The 23,932-nt window shown below is 69.9% G+C and carries 20 protein-coding genes; 6 read left to right on the forward strand and 14 right to left on the reverse strand.

Annotation, left to right across the window (positions count from 1 at the left end; genetic code table 11):
* The first annotated feature begins 95 nt into the window (after positions 1–95).
* From TSO352_RS07565 to TSO352_RS07590, 6 genes are all read left to right on the forward strand, one after another.
* Entirely contained in the window at positions 96–1,487 is a 1,392-nt protein-coding gene (locus tag TSO352_RS07565; RefSeq protein WP_109106747.1) for a methyl-accepting chemotaxis protein, read from the forward strand.
* 127 nt (positions 1,488–1,614) lie between these two features.
* The gene (locus tag TSO352_RS07570; RefSeq protein WP_109106748.1) at positions 1,615–2,439 is read left to right on the forward strand and encodes an MBL fold metallo-hydrolase; all 825 of its coding nucleotides are present in this window, start codon (positions 1,615–1,617) and stop codon (positions 2,437–2,439) included.
* Positions 2,440–2,462: 23 nt separating this feature from the next.
* On the forward strand, positions 2,463–3,689 hold the full coding sequence (locus TSO352_RS07575; protein ID WP_109106749.1) for an SLC13 family permease: 1,227 nt from the start codon (positions 2,463–2,465) through the stop codon (positions 3,687–3,689).
* Positions 3,690–3,825: 136 nt separating this feature from the next.
* Positions 3,826–5,064: an HD domain-containing phosphohydrolase gene (locus TSO352_RS07580; RefSeq protein WP_247871965.1), complete on the forward strand. Its 1,239-nt coding sequence runs from the start codon at positions 3,826–3,828 to the stop codon at positions 5,062–5,064.
* 112 nt (positions 5,065–5,176) lie between these two features.
* Positions 5,177–6,298 carry a hydrogenase formation protein HypD gene (gene hypD, locus TSO352_RS07585; protein WP_109106750.1) on the forward strand — a complete coding sequence of 374 codons (1,122 nt, stop codon included), beginning with the start codon at positions 5,177–5,179 and terminating at the stop codon, positions 6,296–6,298.
* 199 nt (positions 6,299–6,497) lie between these two features.
* Positions 6,498–7,319 carry a universal stress protein gene (locus TSO352_RS07590; protein WP_109106751.1) on the forward strand — a complete coding sequence of 274 codons (822 nt, stop codon included), beginning with the start codon at positions 6,498–6,500 and terminating at the stop codon, positions 7,317–7,319.
* Positions 7,320–7,406: 87 nt separating this feature from the next.
* Here the strand turns inward: TSO352_RS07590 and TSO352_RS07595 are convergent, their stop codons facing one another.
* From TSO352_RS07595 to TSO352_RS07660, 14 genes are all read right to left on the reverse strand, one after another.
* On the reverse strand, positions 7,407–9,083 hold the full coding sequence (locus tag TSO352_RS07595; RefSeq protein ID WP_109107350.1) for a methyl-accepting chemotaxis protein: 1,677 nt from the start codon (positions 9,081–9,083) through the stop codon (positions 7,407–7,409).
* Positions 9,084–9,166: 83 nt separating this feature from the next.
* The gene (locus tag TSO352_RS07600; RefSeq protein ID WP_109106752.1) at positions 9,167–9,763 is read right to left on the reverse strand and encodes a histidine phosphatase family protein; all 597 of its coding nucleotides are present in this window, start codon (positions 9,761–9,763) and stop codon (positions 9,167–9,169) included.
* Between the two features lie 10 nt (positions 9,764–9,773).
* The gene (locus tag TSO352_RS07605; protein ID WP_109107351.1) at positions 9,774–10,925 is read right to left on the reverse strand and encodes an alpha/beta hydrolase; all 1,152 of its coding nucleotides are present in this window, start codon (positions 10,923–10,925) and stop codon (positions 9,774–9,776) included.
* A 65-nt stretch (positions 10,926–10,990) separates the two neighbouring features.
* Entirely contained in the window at positions 10,991–12,565 is a 1,575-nt protein-coding gene (locus TSO352_RS07610) for an MFS transporter (protein WP_247871966.1), read from the reverse strand.
* A 618-nt stretch (positions 12,566–13,183) separates the two neighbouring features.
* On the reverse strand, positions 13,184–15,565 hold the full coding sequence (locus tag TSO352_RS07615) for an FIST N-terminal domain-containing protein (protein WP_109106754.1): 2,382 nt from the start codon (positions 15,563–15,565) through the stop codon (positions 13,184–13,186).
* A gap of 45 nt (positions 15,566–15,610) precedes the next feature.
* Positions 15,611–16,999 carry a hypothetical protein gene (locus tag TSO352_RS07620; RefSeq protein ID WP_109106755.1) on the reverse strand — a complete coding sequence of 463 codons (1,389 nt, stop codon included), beginning with the start codon at positions 16,997–16,999 and terminating at the stop codon, positions 15,611–15,613.
* A gap of 25 nt (positions 17,000–17,024) precedes the next feature.
* Positions 17,025–17,426 carry a response regulator gene (locus tag TSO352_RS07625; RefSeq protein WP_109106756.1) on the reverse strand — a complete coding sequence of 134 codons (402 nt, stop codon included), beginning with the start codon at positions 17,424–17,426 and terminating at the stop codon, positions 17,025–17,027.
* A 344-nt stretch (positions 17,427–17,770) separates the two neighbouring features.
* Entirely contained in the window at positions 17,771–18,508 is a 738-nt protein-coding gene (locus TSO352_RS07630) for a fumarylacetoacetate hydrolase family protein (protein ID WP_109106757.1), read from the reverse strand.
* A gap of 30 nt (positions 18,509–18,538) precedes the next feature.
* Positions 18,539–19,600, reverse strand: coding sequence for a LacI family DNA-binding transcriptional regulator (locus TSO352_RS07635; RefSeq protein WP_109106758.1), 1,062 nt, complete (start codon positions 19,598–19,600; stop codon positions 18,539–18,541).
* A 13-nt stretch (positions 19,601–19,613) separates the two neighbouring features.
* Entirely contained in the window at positions 19,614–20,552 is a 939-nt protein-coding gene (locus tag TSO352_RS07640) for a 2-hydroxyacid dehydrogenase (protein WP_109106759.1), read from the reverse strand.
* Between the two features lie 12 nt (positions 20,553–20,564).
* A complete protein-coding gene (locus TSO352_RS07645; protein ID WP_109106760.1) occupies positions 20,565–21,329 on the reverse strand; it encodes an amino acid ABC transporter ATP-binding protein in 765 nt (254 codons plus the stop codon).
* Positions 21,330–21,406: 77 nt separating this feature from the next.
* Complete coding sequence (locus TSO352_RS07650) at positions 21,407–22,225, reverse strand: transporter substrate-binding domain-containing protein (protein WP_109106761.1); 819 nt, start codon at positions 22,223–22,225, stop codon at positions 21,407–21,409.
* A gap of 35 nt (positions 22,226–22,260) precedes the next feature.
* Positions 22,261–22,914, reverse strand: coding sequence for an amino acid ABC transporter permease (locus tag TSO352_RS07655; protein WP_109106762.1), 654 nt, complete (start codon positions 22,912–22,914; stop codon positions 22,261–22,263).
* Between the two features lie 14 nt (positions 22,915–22,928).
* The gene (locus TSO352_RS07660) at positions 22,929–23,603 is read right to left on the reverse strand and encodes an amino acid ABC transporter permease (RefSeq protein WP_109106763.1); all 675 of its coding nucleotides are present in this window, start codon (positions 23,601–23,603) and stop codon (positions 22,929–22,931) included.
* Positions 23,604–23,932: the final 329 nt, after the last annotated feature.

Below are 23,932 nucleotides of genomic sequence, written 5' to 3' on the forward strand. Positions count from 1 at the left end.
TGGTACCTCCATCCGTTGCGTAAACATCTAAAAATCGTAATAATCCTGCCCGGGAGAACGCGCTCGGTTACAAAACATCAAGAACGGTGGCGACCATGGACAGTGGGTTCGGGCTTCGGCCGCACCTCATCGCGGACATCGCGAAGGAGGCGGGAAATCTCGGCATCGAAATCGCGGACATCGCCGGCCACATCCAGGATGTGAACGCCAGAGTCACCCACCAGTCGGAGGTTTTCACGCAGTTGCGTGACACCGGCGCCAAGATGTCCCGCAGCACGCAACGCATATCCGAGGCCTCATCGGTGGCGCGCTCGGTGACCGAACAGGCGCGGCAGGAGGTCGACGGCTCCCACGACCGGGTGCAGCGGTCGATGGCTGACATCCACGCGCTGGTGGCGTCGGTGACCGGGATCGAGGGCCAGATCATCGGGCTGCGCGACGCGCTGGACCGGGTCGGCAAGGTTGCCAAGGAGATCTTCACCATCGCCAAGCAGACCAACCTGCTGGCGCTGAACGCCACCATCGAGGCCGCCCGGGCCGGGGACGCCGGCCGCGGATTCGCCGTGGTCGCCAACGAGGTGAAGTCGCTGTCCACCAAGACCAGCGAGGCGACGACCGAGATCGACGCGACGCTGAAATACCTGAACGAGCAGGCGCAACGCCTGATGGCCGAGAGCGCCGCCAGCGCCGCCAAGGCCCGCGCCGTCAGCGAGGGCACCAGCGCCATCGGCACCGTGATCGAGACGGTCGGCCGCGCCATGCGCGAGTTGAACGGGGAAACCGACAAGATCGACGCCGCCTCGTCGGAGATCGGCAGCAACTGCGGCGAACTGGAGCATGAGATCGCCGATCTGGCGGTCGGCGTGAAGCTGTCCAGCGAGAATCTGGCCAAGGCCGGCGAGCGGGTGAACAGCCTGGTCGGCATGAGCGAGCGGCTGATCGGCATCACCGCCGAACTGAACATCGAAACGGTCGACACCCCCTTCATCACCGCGGTGAAGGACGCCGCCGCCCGCGTGTCCGCGGCGTTCGAGGACGCGCTTGCCCGCGGCGACCTGACCGAGGCCGACCTGTTCGACCGCGCCTACCAGCCGGTCGCCGGATCGGACCCGCAGCAGTTCATGACCCGCTACACCCAGCTGTGCGACCGGGTGCTGCCCGGCATCCAGGATCCGGTGCTGTCCGCCAACGACCGCATCGTCTTCTGCGTGGCGATCGACGACAACGGCTATCTGCCGACCCACAACCGCCAATTCAGCCAGCCCCAGGGCCGTGACCCGGTGTGGAACGCCGCCCACTGCCGCAACCGCCGCATCTTCAACGACCGCGTCGGCCTGGCCGCCGGGCGCAACACCAAGCCCTTCCTGCTGCAGACCTACCGCCGCGACATGGGCGGCGGCACGTTCGCCCTGATGAAGGACGTCTCCGCCCCGGTGACGGTGCGCGGCCGCCATTGGGGCGGGCTGCGCGTCGCCTACAAGGTGTGACGGCGGGCAGGGTGTAACGCGGGGGCCGCCTCCCGGGCAGCATCACCGTGTACATCCGGTCAATTCGCGGTAGACTCCCGCTCCAAAGGGCAGAGGCGGCGCCAACGTGCGCTTTGGAGGCGGGGGAATGGGGTTCACGGTCACCTTCTGGGGCGTGCGCGGCACGATTCCCTGCCCGATGGCCTCGCATCTGGGCTACGGCGGCAACACCTCCTGCGTCGAGGTGCGGGCCGGGCGGCAGCGCATCATCATCGACGCCGGCACCGGCCTGCGGGCGCTGGGCCGGAAGCTGCTGGCGGACGGGGTGACCAGCGCCACGCTGCTGCTCAGCCACACCCACCTCGACCACATCAGCGGCTTTCCCTTCTTCGCGCCGGCCTACACCAAGGGGTTCGGCCTGCGGGTGATCTCCGGCCACCTGTCCGGCAGCCCGGACATCGAGACGGTGATGGCGCGGCAGATGGACCGGCCGCTGTTCCCGGTGCCGCTGCGCACGATGGGCGGCGACATCAGCTTCATCGAGGTGCCGGCCGGCCACAGCTTCAAGCTGGAGGGCGGGGTGCGCATCCACACCGCGGCGCTGAACCATCCCGACGGCGCCACCGGCTACCGGATCGAGTACCAGGGCCACGCCATGGCCTACGTCACCGACACCGAGCATGTGCCGGACCATCCCGACCGCAACATCCTGAACCTGGTCGACGGCGTCGACCTGCTGCTCTACGACTCGACCTACACCGACGAGGAGTGGGCGCAGCGCATCGGCTGGGGCCATTCGACCTGGATGGAGGCGGTGCGCATCGCCCGCGCCGCCCACGTCAAGCGGCTGGGCCTGTTCCACCACGACCCCGACCATGACGACGCCACGATGGCGGCGATCGAGGCGCAGGCGCAGGCGGAATTCCCGGACTGTTTCGCCGCGCGCGAAGGCACGACGATCACGCTGGCCTGACGACAAGGCTTTCCAAGGCTTCCATGACCCTCACCATCCTGCTGCTGTTCACCGCCACCTATGTCGGGATGGCGCTGGGGCGCTTTCCCGGCCTGCGCATCGACCGCACCGGCATCGCGCTGGTGGCGGCGATCCTGCTGCTGGCGACCGGCGCGCTCGACACCGGCCAAGTGGTCGCGGCGGTCGATTTCCCGACCATCTTCATCCTGCTCGGCCTGATGATCCTGTCGGCGCAATACGCCGGCAGCGGGTTCTACGACTGGTGCGCCCTGCGGGTGGCGCGGGCGGCGCGGTCGCCGGCGCGGCTGCTGGCGGTGATCGTCGCGGTCGCCGGCGGGCTGTCGGCGCTGCTGGCCAACGACGTCGTCGTCTTCGCCATGACGCCGATGCTGTGCCTGGGCCTGCAGGCGCGGCGGCTCGACCCGCGGCCCTACCTGATCGCGCTGGCCGGGGCGGCGAACGCCGGGTCGGCGGCGACGATGATCGGCAACCCGCAGAACATCCTGATCGGGCAGGTCGGGCACCTCGATTTCTGGCGCTTCCTCGCCGTGTGCGGCGGCCCGGCGCTGGTCGCCATGCTGATCGTCTACGCCACCGTCGGGCTGGTCTGGCGCGGCCGCTTCGGCCTGCCGGAGGGCATGGGGGAGGTGACGCCGGTGCCGCTCGACCGTTGGCAACTGGCCAAGGCGGTGGCGGCGACCGTGGCGCTGCTGGTGCTGTTCACCCGCGACATCCCGCAGGAGCACGCGGTGCTGCTGGTCGCCGGCGTGATGATGATCAGCCGCCGCATGGCCAGCCGCGACATGCTGGGGATGGTCGACTGGCACCTGCTGGTGCTGTTCGCCGCGCTGTTCGCCATCAACCACGCGCTGGGGCTGACCGGCCTGCCGGCGGCGCTGGTCCAGGACCTGGCCGCCGCCGGCTGGCTGCCCGACCGGCTGGCGGTGATGGTGCCGCTGGCGCTGGCCGGCAGCAACAGCATCGGCAACGTCCCGGCGGTGATCCTGCTGCTGGCCGCCTGGCCGTCGCCGCCGGTGGGGGCGCTGTACGGGCTGGCGCTGCTGTCGACGCTGGCCGGCAACCTGCTGCTGCCGGGCAGCCTTGCCAACATCATCGTCGCCGAGCGGGCGGCGGCGAGCGGCGTGCGGCTGGGCTTCGTCGAGCATGCCCGTTGCGGCGTGCCGATGGCGCTGCTGTCGATGGCGGTGGCGGCGCTCTGGCTGTGGGCCGGCGGCTGGATGGCGCCGTGACATCGTTCGTGCTGTAATGATTCGGTGACCGGACCGCCCCGATGGCTCTTCTTCCATCCGACGCATATGGGGTAGTGTTCCGGCGTTCCCGTCGGGTGTCCTGGTCCGGCTTGCGGGGTGGGGGAGTGCGGTCGCGGTGGTGCTGGTCGGTCAATTTCTGGAATTCATCGAACGCGCGCCGAACCAGTCCCTGCGCACGCTGAGCGGCCGTGTCCTGCACAAATGCCGTGAGCTGACGGGGGCGGAGGCCGGCAGCATCTTCATGCTGCACGGCCGGGGCCGGGGCCGCCAGTTGGAAGCGGTCAGCGTCCAGAACGACGCGGTGCGCACCCGCTCCACCCTCTTCACCGTGCCGGTCGACCTGACCTCCATCGTCGGCTACGTCGCGGCGACCGGCGAGACGCTGCTGCTGGACGACGCCTACGCCATCCCGCCGGACCGCCCCTACCGTTTCAACCCGGCCTTCGACCAGCGCACCGGCTACCGCACGCAGTCGATCATGACCTTCGCGCTGAAGGGCTTCCGCGACCGGCCGGTCGGCGTGGTGCAACTGATCAACCGCCGCGCCGCCGGCGATGAGCCGGATCGCGGTGGAGTGCCGACCTTCCTGCCCGACCACGAGCGGATGATCGCCCCGGTCAACCACATCGTCGGCCGCGCGCTGGAACGTGCCGCGACGCTGGAACGGCTGACCGAACGCAACCGCGCCCTGACCCGAGAGCGCCGCCGTGTCGCCGAACTGCAGGCCGAGACCGAACGGGCCTTCATGGTGTCGGTCAATTTGCTGGCCCGCGCCGCCGAGGTCCATGACGAGGACACCGGCAACCACATCCTGCGCGTCAACGAATACTCCCACGCGCTGGCGGTCTGGGCCGGCTGCAACCGCGCCTTCTGCAACGAGATCCGCTTTTCCGCCGCCCTGCACGATGTCGGCAAGATGAGCGTCGACCAGGCGGTGCTGCACAAGAAGGGCCGGCTGGACGAGCGCGAACTGGCGGAGATGCGCCGGCACCCGGTCTATGGCTTCGACATCCTGTCGGCGTCCGACCGGCTGAAGATGGCGGCCGACATCGCGCTGTGCCACCACGAGCAATGGGCCGGCACCGGCTACCCCCGCGGCCTGAAGGGCGAGGACATCCCGCTGGCCGCCCGCATCGTCGCGCTCGCCGACTGCTACGACGCGCTGCGCAGCCAGCGGCCCTACAAGCCGTCCTTCAGCCACGGGAAGACGGTGGCGATCATGCTGACGGGCGACGACCGCATCGACCCGGCCGCCCATTTCGACCCGCGCCTGATGGCCCTGTTCGCGGCCCGCCACGCCGAATTCGACGCCATCTGGGAACGGCTGAAGGATCGGGAGCCGGTCGAGGCGTAACGGCCCGGGAGTCCGCTTCCCCCGGCCCGGTCCCTCCCGAACCGCTCGCTTGATCCGTATCAACGCGAACGATCCGGTTTGCCGGTGAAATGGCGGAGCAGAGGGAGCGCCCATGAAGTACGTCGACGAGTTCCGCGATCCGGTCCTGGCCCGCAACGTCGCGGCCGCCATCGCGCGGGAAGTGCGGCCGGACCGCGCCTATCACCTGATGGAATTCTGCGGTGGCCACACCCATGCCATCTCGCGTTATGGCATTCCGGACCTGCTGCCGGCCAACGTCCGCATGATCCACGGGCCGGGCTGCCCGGTCTGCGTCCTGCCGGTCGGGCGGATCGACGACGCCATCGCGCTGGCCCGCCGGCCCGAGGTGACGCTGTGCACCTACGGCGACGTCATGCGGGTGCCGGGGTCGGGGCGGCTCAGCCTGCTGAAGGCCAAGGCGCAGGGGGCCGACGTCCGCATGGTGGTGTCGGCCGACGCCGCGGTGCGGATCGCCGCGGAGAACCCGGACCGCCAGGTGGTGTTCCTCGCCATCGGCTTCGAGACGACGACCCCGCCGACCGCGCTGGCGGTGCGGGCCGCGGCGGCGCAGGGGCTGACCAACTTCACCGTCTTCTGCAACCACGTCCTCACCCCGTCGGCGATCGACGGCATCCTGGCCAGCGAGGTCGGGGCGGAGGACGCGCCGTCGCTCGACGGGTTCGTCGGGCCGGCCCACGTCTCGGTCGTCATCGGCTCGGACGCCTACGCCCCGGCGGCGGTGGAGCATGGCAAGCCGGTGGTGATCTCCGGCTTCGAACCGCTCGACGTGCTGCAGTCCATCCTGATGCTGGTCCGCCAGATCAACGACGGCCGGGCGGAGGTGGAGAACCAGTTCACCCGCGCGGTCACCGCCGAAGGCAACCGCAAGGCGCAGGCCCTGGTCGCCGAGATCTTCGAAACCCGGCCGTCCTTCGAGTGGCGCGGGCTGGGCAGCATCCCGCACAGCGGGCTGAAGCTGCGCGACGCCTACGCCGCCTTCGACGCCGAGCGGCGCTTTGCCGTCGCCAACGCCAGCGTGCCCGACCACAAGGGTTGCGACTGCGGCGCCATCCTGCGTGGGGTGAAGCGGCCGATCGACTGCAAGCTGTTCGGGACCGTCTGCACGCCGGAGAACCCGATGGGGTCCTGCATGGTGTCGGCGGAGGGCGCCTGCGCCGCGCACTACACCTATGGACGCTTCCGCGACGCCTGACCGACCGGGCGCCGCGATCTTACGCCGCGGAGCGGATCCACAGGCTGGACGAACGCCCCGCGGTTAAACATGATGCCGATGAAACAATCAGCCACACCCCCGAGCCCGCGGTCGATCACCGCCGGCGGGCCGGGGGAGGGCGGATCAAAGACCAGGGACCGGCGTCGCAGGACACCGAACCACATTCCGGGAGGGCCGCATGGCTTACACACACATCCTCGTCCATCTCGACAGCAGCCCGCACGTCGAGGCGCGACTCGACGCCGCCATCGCGCTGGCCGCCAAGCACGGCGCCTTCCTGCGCGGGCTGTTCGCCCAGGGCGACCGCAACGCGACCAGCATCATCGCCCGCCGGTCGAGCGAGCATCTGGTCGAGGCGGCGGCGCGCAGCGAGGCGCTGTTCAACGAGAAGCTGGCGGCGGCCGGGATTCAGGGCCATTGGCACGGCCTGACCCACGGTGAGTACAACCACGTCATCCGCGAGGTCATCATCTGGTCGCGCTTCGCCGACCTGACGGTGCTGGGCCAGTACGACCGCGACGCCGGCGCGCACGCGGCGCCGGAGGAACTGAACGAGCAGGTGGTGCTGAACTCCGGCCGGCCGGTCCTGGTCATCCCCTACGCCGGCCGCTTCCCGGTGATCGGCAAGCGGGTCGCCGTTGCCTGGAACGCCGAACGCGAGGCCGCCCGCGCGCTGTCCGACGCCATGCCGATGCTGGAGAAGGCCGACGAGGTGACGGTCATCACCGTGCTGACCCAGGCCGCGTCGTCGGTGGCCGAATCGCCGCGAGTCGGCGTGCTCGACCATCTGGCGCTGCACGGCGTGACGGCGGAGCAGACCCACTTCACCGTGACCGACATCGGCGCGATGGACGCGCTGCTGGCCCGCGCCATGGACACCGGCGCCGACCTGATGGTGATGGGCGCGCACGGCCATTACGGCTTCCCGTTCCTGCACCGCGGCGGCGGGACGCGCCACGTCCTGCGCACCTGCCCGGTGCCGCTGCTGCTGTCGCACTGACGGCGCGGTTCCGGATTGCAAGGAAAAGCCCCTGTTCCAAGCGGAACAGGGGCTTTTTGCTGGGATCGCGCTCGGGTGGTGCCGGGGTCAGGCCGTCTTCACGCCGGTCAGGAAGCTCTCGACCTCCTGGCGCAGGCGGGCCGATTCGCTGGTCAGGTGGTCGGCGACGGTGCGGACCTCGCCGGCGGCGCGGCCGGTGTCGCCGGCGGCGCGGGTGACGCCGACGATGTTGCTGGTCACCTGCTGGGTGCCCTGGGCCGCCTCCTGGACGTTGCGGCTGATCTCCTGGGTGGCGGCGCTCTGCTGCTCGACCGCCGAGGCGATGGTCGCGGAGATCTGGCTGATCTCGGTGATGATGCGGCCGATCTCCTCGATGGCGGTGACCGCCTCGCGCGTGGCGCCCTGGATGGTGGTGATCTGGCCGGTGATCTCCTCGGTCGCCTTGGCGGTCTGGTTGGCGAGGCTCTTGACCTCGCTGGCCACCACGGCGAAGCCCTTGCCGGCTTCGCCGGCGCGCGCCGCCTCGATGGTGGCGTTCAGCGCCAGCAGGTTGGTCTGGCCGGCGATCGAGTTGATCAGCTCGACCACCGCGCCGATCTGCTCGGCGGCGGACACCAGGCTGGAGACGATGTTGGTGGTGTTGGCGGTTTCCGTCACCGCGCGCGATGCCGTGTGGGCGGCGCTTTCCACCTGACGGCTGATCGCGGCGATCGAGCTGCGCAGCTCCTCGCTGGCCTGGGCGGCGGACTCGACGCTGTCGGACGCGCCCTGCGCCGCGCCGGCGGCGGCGTGCGCCTCCTCGGTCGTGCTGGCGGCGTCGCCGGACAGCGCTGCGGTGCGCTCGTGCAGCGCCACGGTGGAGGTGCTGAGCATCGCGACGACCTCGTCCATGGCGCGGGCGAACTCCGCCGCGCGCGCCGACAGGCGCTCGCGCTGCTGGTCGCGCACCGCGCGCTCCAGCTCCGCCCGCTCCGCTTCGTCGTGGGCGACCCGCAGGGTGGTGGCGAGGCCGGCCACGGCGCGCGCCATGTCGCCGATCTCGTCCGGCCGCTCCGCATGCGGCACCTCGACCGCCAGATCACCACCGCCGATCCGGCCCAGCACGTCGCGGATCGCCAGCAGCGGGCGCGACATCCCGCGCGACACCCAGACGCCGATGCCGACGCTGACCGCCAGCAGCAGCAGGCTGACGATCAGCTCCCGGCCGGCGCGGGCGCGGAACTCCGCATCGACGTCGTCGGTGTAGATCCCGGTGCCGATCATCCACTTCCACGGCTGGTAGCCGGTGGCGTAGGCGATCTTCGGCGTCGGCTCGGCGTCGTCGCTGCGCTTGTGGCGGAAGGCGACGAAGCCGCCGCCGGCCTTCGCCGCCTCGGTCATCTGCACGTTGAAGGGAACGCCGTCGGGGTCCTTCAGGTTCAGCAGGTTCTTGCCCTCGACCTGCGGCCGCAGCCCGTGCACCAGGCTGACCCCGTCATAGTCGTAGACGAAGAAATACTCGCCGTTGCCATAGCGCATGGCGCGCACCGCGCTGCGGGCGCGGTCCTGCGCCTCGGCCCGCGGCAGGGTGCCGGCCTTTTCCTGCTCGCCATACAGCGCGATCACGGACGCGGCCGCATCGACCATCTCCTTGACCTTGGCCTTGCGCTGTTCGATCAGGTTCGTGCGCATTCCCGTCAGGTGGACGGTGGCACCGGCCAGCGTGCTGAGCAGCGCCACACCGAACACCAGCAGCAAAAGCCGCGTACCAATCTTGAGCTTCATCGCGCCCTTCTCCTCATCATCACCGCGCGGCACCGCGCGGTTCCCACGCATCGTTCGGTCTTGGTGTCGTTCTCTGTATCCGGTCATGCCGCCGCCCCGGCGGGGCCGCAGCGGGCCGGAAGATCGCAGCGCCAGCGCTCCGCGCCGCCGGCCGGGTCGGGACGGCGGCTAAAGGCGACCACCGCGCAATTCTCCAGCTCGACGCCCGGCCGGCCGGCCAGATGCTGCAGCAGGATCCGGCCGATCCCCTTGCTGCCGACCAGCAGCGGCCGCTGCGCCAGCACATCGTCCAGCCCGGCCACGCCGGCCAGCACGCGGCCGGCGAACGCCGCCTCGCCTTCACCGCCGGGCGGGGTGTCGCCGGCCGCGAACCAGGGGCGGGTGAGCGCGATCGGCAAGCCGTTCCACGCGCCCAGCGCCCGCTCGCGCAGCCAGTCCCGGGTCAGCAGCGGCACGCCCAGCTCGGCCGCGAACAGGGCGCCGGTCACCGCGGTGCGCTGCAGCGGCCCGGCGATCACCAGACCGCAGCCGGTTTCGGCCTCGCGGAAGCGCGCCGCCGCCCGGCGGGCCTGCTCGACCCCCTGGTCGGTCAGCGCCACGTCGCGATCGCCGCCGCACCGCACGCCGCGGCGGTTGTCCTCGGTCTGGCCGTGACGGACGAAATGGAAGCCGGTCGTCATGGGCCGGCCCTCAGCGGAACAGGATGCGGTCGGCGCCCGCCGTCCAGCCGATGGTGCTTTCCACCGGCCAGGGCTGGGGCGCCGCCAGCCAGCGGCGCAGCGCCTCGATGTGCAGCGGATCGCTCAGCGTCGGGGTGTGGCCGACGTCGGGCACATGCAGGACGCTGACGCGCGGCTTGTCCAGCATCCGCGCGATGGTCGTGTCCAGCAGCGCGTCGCTCATCATGCCGTGCACCAGCAGGACCGGGCACTTGACGCGTTGCCAGTCGTCCCACTGGTCGTGGTCGCGGCTGGCGCCGTCGCGGTAGCATTGCAGCGCGCGGATGTCGTGCCGGTAGACGCGTCCGCCATTCTCCTCCGACCAGCGCGTCTGGTGGAAGCTGTTGTGCAGCAGGACGGTGTCATCCACCGGGCCGTCGTTCTTCTGGGCGGCGCCGGTGCGGTGGAACAGCTGGGCCGGGTGGCGGAAGACGTAGTGGCGGGCGACCGCCTCGGCGCGGCGGCGGCGGCGCTCGGTCGGGATGAACGGGCCGATGTCGTTGAGGATCAGCCCGTCGACCAGCTCCGGCGCCTCGGCGGCCACCCGCATCGCCACGTTGCCGCCCAGCGAGGAGCCGAGCAGCGTGACGCGGCCCAGCCGCTTGTGGCGGATCAGCGCCAGCACCTGGGCGACGTTGCCCTCGAAGCTGTAGTCGGACTGCTCCACCAGCCAGCCGCTGCGGCCGCGGCCGGCCCAGTCCATGCACAGGACATGGTGGTCCGGCGCCAGCGCGCGGGCGAGATAGTCGAACCGCCGGGCCGAGTTGGCGATGCCGCCCAGGCACAGCAGCGTCGGCTGCAGCGGGCTGCCCCATTCCGTGTAGGCGAGGCGGACGGTGTAGTCGCTGCGCAGCCGCTCCACCGTGCCGGGCTGCAGCGCCGCGCTGTGGGTGTAGTCGAAATGGCGCAGCGTGTGGCCGGCGCCGATCAGCGGCTCGATCGTCCGCATGATCTTCTCGTAATCCTTCCAGGCCATCCGGTCGGCGGCGACGCCGAGCGTGTCGAGCGCGCTGCGCAACGCGCTCATCGCCGCCGTGTGCGGGTGGCCGTGATGGGTGTCGGTTCGGCAGGTCAGGGCGGCCGGGTCGGCCTGGATGGGCTCCACGAGCATCTGGTCAGGCATGGGCGTCATCGCCTCCATGATCGATGGGTGGGGTGAAGGACGGTGGCAGGGGGAAAGCGGGACGGTCATGGGGCGGCACCGTCCCGGGCGGCGTCCGGCACGGGAGCGGCGGCGTTCGGCGCCAGCAGGAACACGGCGCAGAACGCCGTCCCGCACAGCATGCCGAGCCCGCCGAGCGCTCCCAGCGCCGTCTGGACGCCGAAGCGGTCGGCCAGGGCGGCGGCCATCAGCGGGCCCAGCACCGAGCCGCCGCGTTCCAGCAGGCGGTAGACGGCGAAGACGCTGGTCGAGCCGATGCGGGCGCACTCCTCGCGGCAGACGTCGGGCACCAGCGCCAGCTGCGTGGCGTTGTTGAAGGCGTGGGCGCCGCCCAGCGCGGCGATGCCGGCCAGGATGCCCGGCACGCCCGGCGCCTGGAGGATCACCAGGGTACCGAGCCCGCCGACCAGCCCGCCGAGGCCGGCGAACAGCGCGTGGCGGCCGGTGCGGTCGGCGATCCGCGACACCCAGGGGCCGAGGACGACGATGGTCAGGCCGTAGGTCATCATCATGCGGCCGATGCCGGCCGGCGTCTCGCCCGCGGCGTGCAGCGACACCGGGACCAGATAGAAGAGGTAGCCGGTCAGCATCAGCTTCGTCGGCACCGACGAGAACAGCAGAAGCGCCAGGAAGCGCGGGTTGGCCAGCAGGCCGGTGGCGTCGCGCAGGCGGACCGGCCGGGCTTGCGACGGTTCGATCCGGTCGGCCGGCAGCAGCGTCGCGGCGGCAACGGCGGCGGCGAGCGCCAGCAGCGCCGACACCAGGAAGGTGGCGCGCTCGCCGAGATGGTCGGCCAGGATGCCGCCGATCGGCGCGCCGCACAGGCCGGCGACGATCACCGCGGCGACGAACTGCGCCATGCCGCGCGCCCGGTGCCGCGCTGGGGTGTGGCGGGCGATGAAGCCCTGCGCGCCGATGAACATCACGGCGTAGCCGAGCGCGCAGGCGCTGCGCCACAGCAGCAGCTCGGGCAGCGACTGGGCCATGGCGGTGCCGGCGAAGCCCGCCACCGCCGGCAGCGTGCCGAGCAGCAGGGTGCGGCGGCTGCCGAACCGGTCGGCCCAGACGCCGGCGACGGGGGTGAAGACGGCGACCAGCAGCATGAACAGGCCGATCGGCAGCCCCATCACCAGGGTGTCCGACAGGCCGGGCACCGGCGTGTACAGCGCGCGGGCGTAGAGCGGCAGGAAGGAGCGCGACAGCTCTTCCGCCAGCATGAACAGGAACAGGGCGAAGCGCATGCCCGCCACCGACGTGTCCTGGGCGGCGTCCGGCGCCGTCGCCGTCTTCCCGCGTGGTCCGGCGCCCAGCAGCAGCAAGCCCTCGAACACCAGCAGCAGCGCGACGACCAGCAGGATGGTCCCGTCCAGCATGAAGCCGCGCAGCGCCTCGGCGTTCAGCGTCTCCGCGATCGGCGGCAGCAGCGCGGCGCCGAGCGCCAGCAGGACACCGGTCACCAGCAGCAGGGCGCGCAAGGGGGTGGCACCGGCGGCGCGCAGGAGGGACGGCGCCAGCAGGGCGGCCAGACCGACGCCGACGGACAGCGCCGCCGCGGCCATCGTCACACGGTCGCGCACCGCCTGCAGCGCGGTGTGGAGCAAGGCCTCGCTGGCGTCGCCGCCGTGCTGGATAAATGTTGCGTAAAATTTCGCATAAAACAGGTAAGACAGGAGGCAAAGCCCGAAGATCGTCAGAACAGGCAAAGTCGTGCGCGGGTTTGCGATCAATGGGGGTTGCATAAACGGCTCCAGGCACACCAGCACTTTAGGAAAGTGTGTTGGAGGCTAAACGGTAACTCCAAAGATTTGGTAAACCGAAATTGTGTAGGAAATATTTGTTTTGTAATGGTATTGACATATCATAGTATGACAGTCGTTCGCGTCACAGATACTTTTGATGTTTCATAAAATGTTCGGTTATCGTGGCTGTGACTCTGGATGCATCAACGACTTGGCGGAAATAAGGGCTGTTAGGGTCAGAATACCTACGTATTTCACAAGATCAGCGAAGGTTGTTGCGACGACGCAAATTCAAGTTGTGTTGACCGACACGAAGGATCCACGATTTCTGGTTGGAAGCCCGCGCACGTCCAATCGGATGGCTGGCAGCCGATTTGCTCGCCGCCGACGGCGCGGTCCGGATGATGCGAAAGGTTTCTTCCCGGTCACGGAACCGGCAGGCCGCGGCCGCGCGTCATGGGGCCGGTCAGGGCTTTCGGATCAGTCGGCGGCGACCCGGGGATCGCGCAGCGGAGCGTCCCCATCGGACGCGCCGGCCGGCAGCGCCGGCAGCAGGATGCGCATGGTGGTGCCGACGCCCTCGGTGCTGTCGACGGTGATGTGGCCGCCCCAGTTGGTGACGATGCCATGCACGACGGGCAGCCCCAGCCCGGTTCCCTCGCCGACCGCCTTGGTGGTGAAGAACGGGTCGAAGACGCGCTTCAGCGTCGGCCCGTCCATGCCGCACCCGGTGTCGCTCACCGTCAGGAGGGCGCAACGGCCGGCCGGCTGTGGCCATCCCGCCTCCACCGGATCGCCCGGACCGACGGTGCCGAGCCGGATTTCGACCTCGCCGCCGCCGTCGCCCAGCGCGTCGGCGGCGTTGCGGATCAGGTTGATCAGGATCTGCGCCACCTGCGTTTCGTCGGCATGGACCACCACATCCTCCGCCTCGATCCGCCAGATCAGGCGGACGTGGCGCGGGACCATGACGTTGGCCATGTCGGCGGCGTTGCGCACCGCCTCGGCCAGCCGCAACGGGCCGACCCGACCACGGTCGGACCGGCTGAAGGTCAGGACCTGCTGCGTGATGCGCTTGGCCCGCTGCGCGGCCTCGATCACCCGTGCGAGGTTGCTCTGGGCCTGGCTGTCCGGCGGCACGTCGTCCATCACCAGTTCCGTCAGGCCGATGATGGGCTGCAGCATGTTGTTGATCTCGTGCGCCAGCCCGCCGGCCAGGCAGCCCAGCGCCTCCAGCTTCTGCGCCTGCTGCAGTTGCGCCTCCAGCACCATCCGGGCCTCCGCCGCTTCCCGCCGTTCCTCGGCGCGGCGCAGCTCGGATTCGCGGACGCTCAGCACCTCGGTCACCGCCTCGCGTTCCTCCGTCGCCTGGCGCACGGCGGTGAGCAGTTCCACCACCGTCGAGTTGAGGGTGTCCGCGCCGTCCGACGCGATCTGCGCCGTGTAGCTGCCGATCTGTTCGACCCGGCCGTAGAGCGATCCGGTGGCGCCGTTGCGGCTGACCAGATTCTGGATCAGGCGCTGGCGCAGCCGGTTCAGCATGCGCAGCCGGTTGCTGCGGGCGCGGCTGAAATAATTCTGGAAATTCGCGTAATGGACCGGGAAGCGGCTGGCGTACTCGTCACGGAACCGTCCGGTGCCGTCGTCGGCGAAGAACAGGACCGCCGACAGCGTCTCGTTGACGTTGATCCCCAGGGTCTCGCCGAAGGTCGAAAAACCGGCGACCGGGATGTCGTCGAACATGGTCAGCCGCGACAGGTGGGGGACGTTGTTCAGGCGCCGCAGGACGCAATCGTTGAGGATGCCGCCGATCGGCTTGGGCTTGCCGTCGAGGAAGGCGGCGAAGTCGGCTTTGGTCTGTTCGACGAAGTCGGTCGCCTCGACCAGGAACAGCTCGTCGCCGGAATCGATGTCGCAGAAGAAGGCGACCTTGCCGCTGGCGTGGCCGATCCTGGCGACCGAGCGGACGAACAGCCCGCCGTCGAGGTCGACGGCGAAGGTGTGGGCATTCAGTCGGCGCTCCAGATCCTCCCGCCGGCAGCCCAGGCTTCGGCACAGCGCGTCGATGAAGCCGACCACCTCCAGGCTGTCCGGGTCGATGACGCTGGAGACGGTGCGGCGGATCGGGTCGCAGTCGAGGATGGTGAAGGAGATCGCCGTCTTGCGGAAATTCTGCGACTTGAAGACGCCGTAGCGCTTGTCCGCCGCCATCCTCACGAAGGCGATGACAGCGTGGTTCTCCAGGATCCGCTCGCCGTCGAACAGCCAGGTGTTGCGGAAATCCAGCCGGCCGCCGGCCGACCCGCCGACGAACAGCACCGGAAAGCGGCCGGTGGCGTAGACCGCTTCCATCAGGCAGCTCTCGCTGGCCGACAGGCCGTCGATGAACAGCAGCGCCAGGCTGTCGTGGCAGTCGAGCGGGAAGGAGGGGGTGACGGCGTCCAGCTCCCGCCGGATGGCGGCGATGCGCTGGTCGTGGCTCAGCCGGATGTCGCCGGACCGGATGTCTTCGCTGTGCAGCGGAACGGTGTGGAGGCTGACATCCGCGAACAGGTCGCGGCTGAACGCCTGCAGGACGATGATGTCCCGATCCCCGGCGCCGGGGTCGTAGAGCCCCCCCGGCGTTCCGGAGCACAGTTCCCCGGCGGTGGAGACCAGGATCAGGCGGGTTCCGCCGTCCAGCGCCGCGCGCAGGCTGCCGGCGACCTCGGCGAAGGGCACCTCCGGCGAGACGAAGCCGAGGACGAGCGCCGGGGCGTCGCCCGCGAAGGCCAGCGTCGCCAGGGCGTCGGGGGTCAGGTCGGCGGCGGTGAGGGTGAGCGTCCTGATGGCCGCGCTCGAGCATCCGGTCGTGAAGGGCATCGCCGAACCTCCGGTCGTTGGGTGCGCAGCCTCCGGCCCCGTCCGCTACCGCGGGGCGTCCCGCAGGAACAGGTCCTGCCAGCGGAAGCGCAGCATGTGCTGCGGGATCTCCTCGGCGCGGCCGATGCGGTCGCCCGCGATCAGGGTGGTTCCCGCCGCGCGCGCCGCGATCGCCAGGCTGGTGGAGGCGACGCCGACCACGCAGGTCCGCAGGTTCGCCCGCTCGGCGGACGCGACGAAGCTGTTCAGGTCCTCCATGGTCCGCGCCTCGGCCGCCCGGTCGGACGGCACCAGCGTGGTCAGCCCGGTCAGCCCGGTCCCGGCCAGACTGGTGAAGCTCTGCTGCCTGAACTCCACCCGCAGGAACGACCAGCGGCAGAAGGGGCGCATCTCGTTGACCAGTTCGGTCATGCGGCCGTTGGGAACGCCGGCCGGAAAGCGCAGGAACTCGAAGCTCAGGAACTGGCGCAGGTAATCCGGCACCGACTGGCAGACCGCGATGTACTCCTGCCGCGTGCGCCGCGCCGCCAGCGTCTCGAAACAGACCGGGACCGACACCATCAGCCGGAATTTGTTGCGGAACAGCTCGTCGAGGATTTCGACGGTGTCGATCAGGGTGTCGGTGTTGATCTTGGCCAGTTGCTGCGGGTCGGTGATCGCCGCCAGGGCCGCCACCCCCTCGACCGCCGACCCGTCGGGGAAGCGGCGGACCGGCGTGCACATGTAGGTGGAGATGACCTGCCGCCCGACGTCCCAGAGCGGGCGGAACATGGTGCTGATCTGCGCCAGCTCGACCTGCGACAGCTGAAGCTTGCGCGGCTCCGTCGGGCGGGCCGCGGCCGGTTCGGCGGACGGGGCAACGGCGGTGGGCGCGGCGTCGACGGCGTCGGTGGCACGGGGGCCGGCGGCCTGCCCGATGGTCGACAGCAGATCGGCGACCGACGCGTGTTCGTACAGGATCTTGCCGTCCAGTTGCCCGACGGCGGTCGCGATCTTGATGTCGGCCAGATCGGGATCGCCCAGGAACAGCCGGTGGAGTTCCTCGGCGACCTTGGCGCAGACCAGCGTGGCGGCCTGCCGGTTCAGCGTGGCGAAGACGATGATGTACTCACCGTCCCCGGTTCGGAACTGGACGTCCTGGTCGGCGATGTGGCGGGCGATGATGCGGTCGGCGGCGGCATGGACGCGGTCGCGCATCTCCTCCCAGGCGGTGCCGAGGCTGTCGCGCAACTGGGTGAAATTGAGCATGTGGACACGGCCGGCGGACAACAGTTGCGGCTGCGCCAGCAGGTCTTTCAGCCGGCGTTCCAGGGACTGCATGCGCTCCAGGTCGGCCAGCCCGGCCGGAGCCGTCTTCGCCGGGTGCGCCGTGGCGATCGGCTCCTCCTCGGCGAACCAGTTCCGCAGTTTTTCCCCCAAGGACAGGCCGAGCATGATCGTTTCCTCCAGGACCGCGACGTCAACGGGGGCGGGGACCCGGGGCGGTGTTGGGACGGTTGGGCAGGCAGGCGGCGACGGCGGCGGTCATCTGGTCCCGCGTGAACGGCTTCGCGAGGGCATGGTCCGCCCCCATCTCCTCCGCGACCTTCAGCAGTTCCATGGCGTGGCTGCGGCCGCCGCCGGATATGGCGATGATCTTCATCTTCGGCGCGATCTGCCGGATGTGCATGATGGTGCCGATGCCGTCGGCCCGCGGCATGATCAGGTCGCAGATGACCAGGTCGATGCGATGGGCGCGGAACAGCCGCAAACCCTCCTCGCCGTCCTGCGCCTCGACGACCTCCATCCCCAGGCGTTCGAGGAACTGCCGCAGAACCAGACGAACCATATCCTCGTCGTCGATGACCAGCACGGTCGGCATCGCCGTTCCCCTTCACGCACTGTTCTTGTGTCGCGCTTGGGTTCAAGGATGCTCTGGCGCTCTTGCCAAACTGTTAACAGCAAAGTCAGGGGTGTTTACAGGCCCCGGGGCGGGTTCTTCCGGCTCTGTATAGCGCCCTGTATGACGCATATCCCTAAAATCATACCGATTAATAGTCTTCTTACTTGGCAGATTCTTGCAGCGCCGCCAAGCGACGGTGATCTCATGCAACGTCGCCGTGACACAGAATTGCCGTGAGCACCAGGCGACGGAGGGCGCGTGCGGCCATGCCACGCGCGCCCTCCGTCGCTACTCTTCGGCCGAGGCCGGCAACGCTTCGACGATCACTCCACCGTCAGCGCGATGGTTCCCATGGTGCCGTAGCGCGCCACGGCGCGGCTGCCCGGCTGCACGAACACCGTGCCGGTGCAGGAACCGGTGGTGACGACGTCCCCGGCGTGCAGGCCGCCGACGCTGCGGGCGCCGGTGTTGGCCATCCACACCAGCAGGCGGACGGGATCCCCGGCGGAGTTGCCTCCGACCGTCTCCACCGCGACGGCGCCGTCGACCTCCAGCGTGACCGCCTCGGTCAGCGGGTCGAGCGCCCGCCAGTCGGCGATGGCCGGGCCGACGACCAGCGCGCCGTGGTTCATCTGGTCGGCCGCGTGGCTCAGCGGGTCCTGGCTGCCGAAGCCGGCGAAGCGGGTGTCGACGATCTCCCAGGCCGGGTGGACGGAGGCGACGGCGTCCAGCACCTCTTCCCGGCTGTAGGGTTGTTCGCGCGCCGGCAGGTCGCGGGCGAAGCGGTAGGCGATCTCCGCCTCGATCCCGATGACCTGGAACAGCGACGCCGGCAGCCGGTCGACGCCTTCGAACAGGGTGGCCTGGTTGATCGGGCCGCGGAACGGCTCGGACTCCGGCGTCTTCGCCCCGACCTTCCAGCCGGTGACCGGGCCGAGCCGGCGGGCGACCGCGTCCTGGATGGCGTAGGCTTCGGCCTCGTCCGCCGGGCGGGCCGGCAGTTCGCTCAGCCAGCGGCGGGTTTCGCGCGCCGCGATCAGGGCGTCGACGATCTCGTTCATGATGTCTCTCGGCTGTTGGATCGGGTCGTTTCAAAGGGTGGGGGAGCCGCCGCCGCAGGAGGCGCGGACGACCAGCCGGCTCGGCAGGATGATGCGCTCCGGCGGTCCCTGCGGGTCGGCGATGCGGCGCAGCAGCAGGCGGGCGGCCTCCTGGCCGATCTGCCGGGCGGAGGTGGCGACGGTGGTCAGCGCCGGGCGGCTCAACGCCGCTTCCGGCACGTCGTCGAAGCCGGTGACCGCCAGGTCGCGCCCGGCCCGCAATCCGCGCGCCTCCAGCCCGAGCAGCAGGCCGAGCGCCAGCACGTCGTTGTAGCACAGCGCCGCGGTCGGCGGCTCGGGGCGGTCGAGCAGCGGCCCGACCACCTCCGCCCCCGCCCGGCGGGTGAGCGGGCAGCGCAGCACCAGATCGTCGGACAGCCCGTGCCGCCGCATCGCCGCGGCGAAGCCGGCGCGCCGCGCCGCGTAGGCGGAGTGGTCGAGGTTGCCGCCGACGAAGGCGATCCGCCGGTGCCCCAGCCCGACCAGATGATCGGTGACCGTCTCGACGCCGGCCTGATAATCGACGCCGGCGTAGTCGCTGTCCCGCGCCGAGACGAAGCGCAGCGCCTGGACGAACGGCAGGTCCCAGCGGCGCAGGCGGTCGAGCAGGTCGGGCGACGTGCCGGCGGCCGGGCACAGGATCACCCCGTCGACGTTGTGCTCCCGCATGCGCTGCAGGAAGCGGTCCTGCCGCTCCGGCGATTCGGCGGTGTTGGCGATGAAGGCGACGAAGCCTTCGGTGTCCAGCACGTCGTCCACCCCGGCCGTCAGTTCGGCGTAGAAGGGGTTGTTGATCTCGCAGACCAGCAGGCCGGCGGTCTGGGTCCGGGCGGCGCGCAGGGTGGCGGCGCCGCGGTTGTAGATGTAGCCCAGCGCCGCGATGGCAGCCTGGACCCGCTCGCGCGTGTCCGCCGCCACCAGCGGGCTGCCGCGCAGCACCAGCGACACCGTCGACCGCGACACCCCGGCGTGGTCGGCGACCTCCGTCAGGGTGATGCGGCCGGGACGCTGGTCGGTCCGCCCATCCGTCCGCCCATCCGTCCGCTCTGCCATCCGCCCGGCCGCCTCACACCACGGCCGTCGGCAGCGGCTGGTCGGCGAAGTAAGCGGCCAGATTGTCCAGCACCAGCTGGCCCATCGCCGTACGGGTTTCGATCGTGGCGCTGGCCTGGTGCGGCTGGAGCACGACGCTGTCGAGGCCGAACAGGGCGTCCGGCACGTTCGGCTCGTCGGCGAAGACGTCCAGCCCGGCGCCGCCCAGGCGCCCTTCGGTCAGGGCGGCGACCAATTCCGGCTCGTCGACGACGCTGCCGCGCGCCACGTTGACCAGGATGCCGTCCGGCCCCAGCGCGTCGAGCACGGCGCGCCCGATCATGTTGCGCGCGTCCGGCCCGGCCGAGGCGGCGACGACCAGGATGTCGCTCTCGCGCGCCAGATCCACGGGGGAGGCGACGAAGCGGTAGGGCACGCCCTCGCGCGGCTTGCGGTTGGTGTAGGCGATGCTCATGCCGAAGGCGGCGGCGCGCACCGCGATGGCCTCGCCGATGCGGCCCAGCCCCAGGATGCCCATCCGCTTGCCGGTGACCTTGCGGGCCAGCGGCAGCTTGCCGGTCGGCCATTGCCCGGCGCGGACGAAGCGGTCGCCGACCGCCATCCGCCGCGCGGTGGCGATCACCAGCCCCATCGCCAGATCGGCGACGTCGTCGGTCAGGACGCCCGGCGTGTTGGTGACGCGGACGCCGCGGCGGCGGGCGTGCTCCAGGTCGACCGCGTCGGTGCCGACGCCGTTGATGGCGACGATGCCCAGCTTGGGGCAGGCCTCGACCACCGCCGGCTTCACGCCGGTGCCGCCGCCGGTGACGACGGCGCGCACCCGCGGCCCCACCTCGGCGATCATGCCGTCGCGGTCGGGCGCGGTGGCGAGGCGGTGAACGGTGTAGGCCGCGTCCAGCGCCGCCTCGATGGCGGGCATCATCGGCTCGACCAACAGAATCTCGGGCTTCATCGCAACATGTCCTTAGTGGGAGAGAATCTGACCGAGGAAGCTCCGCGTGCGTTCGGACTTCGGATCGGTGAAGAATTCGTCCGGCGTGTTCTGCTCCACGATCTCGCCGCGGTCCATGAAGATCACGCGGTGGGCGACCGATTTGGCGAAGCCCATCTCGTGGGTCACGCACAGCATGGTCATGCCGTCCTCGGCCAGCCCGATCATGGTGTCGAGCACCTCCTTCACCATCTCGGGATCGAGGGCGGAGGTCGGTTCGTCGAACAGCATGACCAGCGGGTTCATGCACAACGACCGCGCGATGGCGACGCGCTGCTGCTGGCCGCCGGAGAGCTGGCCCGGATACTTGTCGGCCTGCTCCGGGATGCGGACGCGCTCCAGGTAGGTCATCGCGGTGGCCTTCGCCTCGGCCTTCGACACGCCGCGGACCTTCAGCGGCGCCAGCATGCAGTTCTCCAGCACGGTCAGGTGCGGGAACAGGTTGAAGCTCTGGAACACCATGCCGACCTCGCGCCGCACGGTGTCGAGCTGGCGGTGCTTGGGGCCAAGCTCGACGCCGTTGACGACGATGCGGCCCTTCTGGTGGCGTTCAAGCTGGTTGATGCAGCGGATCAGCGTCGATTTGCCCGACCCCGACGGGCCGCAGATCACGATCCGCTCGCCCTTGCGGACCTCCAGGTCGATGTCCTTCAGCACCTGGAACTGATCGTACCATTTCTGGACGCCCTCCATGCGGATGACGACGTCCGCGCTCATCGGTTCGGCCGCCAGTGCCATGCTCGTGTCCTCCGCGGGGGGCGTGTCGGATAAGGGGCGCGCGGGCCGGCCCGGCTGCCGGCCCACACCAGGGGGGATCAGGACTTGGTGGTGACCGCGGCCGGCAGGTCGGTGCCCAGCCACTTCTGGTGGATGGCGTTCAGCTCGCCGTTCTTCTTGACCGTGTCGAGGAAGCCGTTGACCCAGCCCAGCAGCTTGTCCTGGCCCTGGCGCAGGGCGACGCCCTGGACCTGGCTCTTCAGGACGAACTTCATCTCGTAGTTGGCCTGCGGCGCCATCGTCTTGATCTGCTGGGCGACGACGTTGCTGACGCCCAGCGCGTCGACCTGGCCCGACAGCATGGCCTGCACCGCGCTGGCGTCGTCGTCGAAGCGCATGATGCGCGCGTCCTTCGGCGCGACGGCGGTCAGCGACTGGTCCTGCGTGCTGGCGCGGGCGACGCCGACGCTCTTGCCCGACAGGTCCTCGGCCTTCTTGACCGGCGACTTCTGCGGCGCCAGCAGCCCGATCTCGATCGCGGCGTAGGGGTCGGAGAAGGCGACCTGCTTGGCCCGTTCCGGCGTGATGCCGAGCGAGGCGACCAGCACGTCGACCTTGCCGGTCAGCAGGTAGGGGATGCGGTTCGGCCCGGTCACCGGCACGATCTCCACCGGCACGCCCATGTGCTTGGCCATCAGCTTGGCGACGTCGGCGTCATAGCCGTCGGGCTTGCCGTCGGCGCTGGTGATGCCGAAGGGCGGGAAGTCGACCAGCATGCCAACGGTCAGCTTGCCCTTGCCCTTGATGTCCTCGACCGACTGGGCGTGGGCCGGGGCGGCCAGCGACGCGGTGAGACCGACGGCGCCGGCCATCAGGGCGCCGGCGACGGCGAGACGGCGGGTGACGGTAAAGGCCATGGGGGTTTCCTCCGTTTTTCGAGCGTTTTGGGTGTTCAGCGGGTGGGGGCGGCGTAGCGCGCTTCGAGCCGGGCGCTGAGCAGCGACAGCGGCCAGCACAGGACGAAATACATCGCGGCGACGACGCCGAAGACCAGGAAGGGCTGGAAGGTGGCGTTGTTGACGATCTGGCCGGCGCGGGTCAGCTCGACGAAGCCGATGATGGCGGCCAGCGAGGTGCCCTTGATGACCTGGACCAGATAGCCGACGGTCGGCGGCACCGCGACCTTCACCGCCTGCGGCAGGACGACGTAGCGCATCAGGCCGGGGTAGCGCAGGCCCAAGGCCGACGCCGCCTCCCACTGGCCCTTGGGCACCGACTGGATGCAGCCGCGCCAGATCTCGCCCAGGAAGGCGCTGGTGTTCAGCGTCAGGCCCAGCGCGGCGGCGACCCACGGGCTCATGTCGATGCCCAGCACGGTGGCGCCGAAGAACACCAGGAACAGCTGCATCAGCAGCGGCGTGCCCTGGAAGATCTGGATGTAGCCGGTCGCGAGCCAGCGCAGCGGCTTCACGTCGCAGGTGCGGCCGAGCGCCACGAACAGCCCGACGGTGGCGCCGCCCAGGAAGGCGATGACCGACAGCGCCAGCGTCCATTGCACGGCGCTGAGCAGGAACAGGAACTCGTTGTACCCGAAGGCGCGGATCATGGCGTGGCCCCCCTTCAGCGCCGGTCGACGGAGTAGGCGAACGCCAGGCGGTAGATGCCGGCGAACAGGGCCGAGAACATCATCGCCAGCACCAGATAGATTCCGGTCACCACGATGTAGATCTCGAAGCTGCGGAAGGTCTGCGACTGGATGTTGTTGGCGACGGAGGTCAGCTCGTCCGCCGAGATGGCGGAAACCACGCTGGAGCTCAGCATCAGCAGGATGAACTGGCTGGTCAGCGCCGGGTAGACCGTCCGCAGCGCCGGCTTCAGCACGACGTAGCGGAAGACCTGCAACGGGCGCAGGCCCAACGCCAGCCCGGCCTCGATCTGGCCCTTGTGGATGGATTCGATGCCGGCGCGGATGATCTCGGTGGCGTAGGCCCCGACATTGACCACCATGGCGATCAGCGCCGCCACGTCGGGCGACAGCCGCAGGCCGATCGTCGGCAGGCCGAAGAAGATCAGGAAGATCTGCACCAGGAACGGCGTGTTGCGGATCACCTCGATGTAGGCGTTGATCAGCCAGCGCACCGGCTTCGGGCCGGAGGTCTTGCCGAGCGCGCACAGGATGGCGACCACCATGCCGATCGCCATGGCGCCGAACGACAGCTTGACCGTCAGCCAGGCCCCGGTCAGCAGATAGTCCCACGACGCGAACACCGCATCGAACTGGAAGTTGTAGGTCACGGGCGTTCCTCCGCAGCCGCGCCGTTGCCGGCCCCCTTTTTTTGCGGTGTTCGGGGGTGTGGCGTCGCGCGGATCGTCCTGGTCCAGAGACGGTGTCCGGAAACCACGCGTCCCCGGCAAGCCTGGGGACCGTCGAACCAACCGGTCTGTCGCCACCCTAATTGGATCGATCCAAACGCGCAACGGGAAATGAGTGACGTCGTGACAATTCGCACACCAAATCTTAATGAGGACGCTGCGGCGGGCGGGCCGGGGGTTGGGGCATAAATGCCCTCTCCCGCCCCGGGAGAGGGAGGGGCCCCACGAAGTGGGGAGGGTGAGGGGCGATC

It is taken from the genome of Azospirillum sp. TSO35-2 (assembly GCF_003116095.1).
Lineage (GTDB): Bacteria > Pseudomonadota > Alphaproteobacteria > Azospirillales > Azospirillaceae > Azospirillum.

Coding starts and splice junctions, on each gene's coding strand:
- TSO352_RS07565 (WP_109106747.1), top strand. CDS start 96: ATGGACAGTGGGTTCGGGCTTCGGCCGCACCTCATCGCGGACATCGCG.
- TSO352_RS07570 (WP_109106748.1), top strand. CDS start 1,615: ATGGGGTTCACGGTCACCTTCTGGGGCGTGCGCGGCACGATTCCCTGC.
- TSO352_RS07575 (WP_109106749.1), top strand. CDS start 2,463: ATGACCCTCACCATCCTGCTGCTGTTCACCGCCACCTATGTCGGGATG.
- hypD (WP_109106750.1), top strand. CDS start 5,177: ATGAAGTACGTCGACGAGTTCCGCGATCCGGTCCTGGCCCGCAACGTC.
- TSO352_RS07590 (WP_109106751.1), top strand. CDS start 6,498: ATGGCTTACACACACATCCTCGTCCATCTCGACAGCAGCCCGCACGTC.
- TSO352_RS07595 (WP_109107350.1), bottom strand. CDS start 9,083: ATGAAGCTCAAGATTGGTACGCGGCTTTTGCTGCTGGTGTTCGGTGTG.
- TSO352_RS07600 (WP_109106752.1), bottom strand. CDS start 9,763: ATGACGACCGGCTTCCATTTCGTCCGTCACGGCCAGACCGAGGACAAC.
- TSO352_RS07605 (WP_109107351.1), bottom strand. CDS start 10,925: ATGCCTGACCAGATGCTCGTGGAGCCCATCCAGGCCGACCCGGCCGCC.
- TSO352_RS07615 (WP_109106754.1), bottom strand. CDS start 15,565: ATGCCCTTCACGACCGGATGCTCGAGCGCGGCCATCAGGACGCTCACC.
- TSO352_RS07620 (WP_109106755.1), bottom strand. CDS start 16,999: ATGCTCGGCCTGTCCTTGGGGGAAAAACTGCGGAACTGGTTCGCCGAG.
- TSO352_RS07625 (WP_109106756.1), bottom strand. CDS start 17,426: ATGCCGACCGTGCTGGTCATCGACGACGAGGATATGGTTCGTCTGGTT.
- TSO352_RS07630 (WP_109106757.1), bottom strand. CDS start 18,508: ATGAACGAGATCGTCGACGCCCTGATCGCGGCGCGCGAAACCCGCCGC.
- TSO352_RS07635 (WP_109106758.1), bottom strand. CDS start 19,600: ATGGCAGAGCGGACGGATGGGCGGACGGATGGGCGGACCGACCAGCGT.
- TSO352_RS07640 (WP_109106759.1), bottom strand. CDS start 20,552: ATGAAGCCCGAGATTCTGTTGGTCGAGCCGATGATGCCCGCCATCGAG.
- TSO352_RS07645 (WP_109106760.1), bottom strand. CDS start 21,329: ATGGCACTGGCGGCCGAACCGATGAGCGCGGACGTCGTCATCCGCATG.
- TSO352_RS07650 (WP_109106761.1), bottom strand. CDS start 22,225: ATGGCCTTTACCGTCACCCGCCGTCTCGCCGTCGCCGGCGCCCTGATG.
- TSO352_RS07655 (WP_109106762.1), bottom strand. CDS start 22,914: ATGATCCGCGCCTTCGGGTACAACGAGTTCCTGTTCCTGCTCAGCGCC.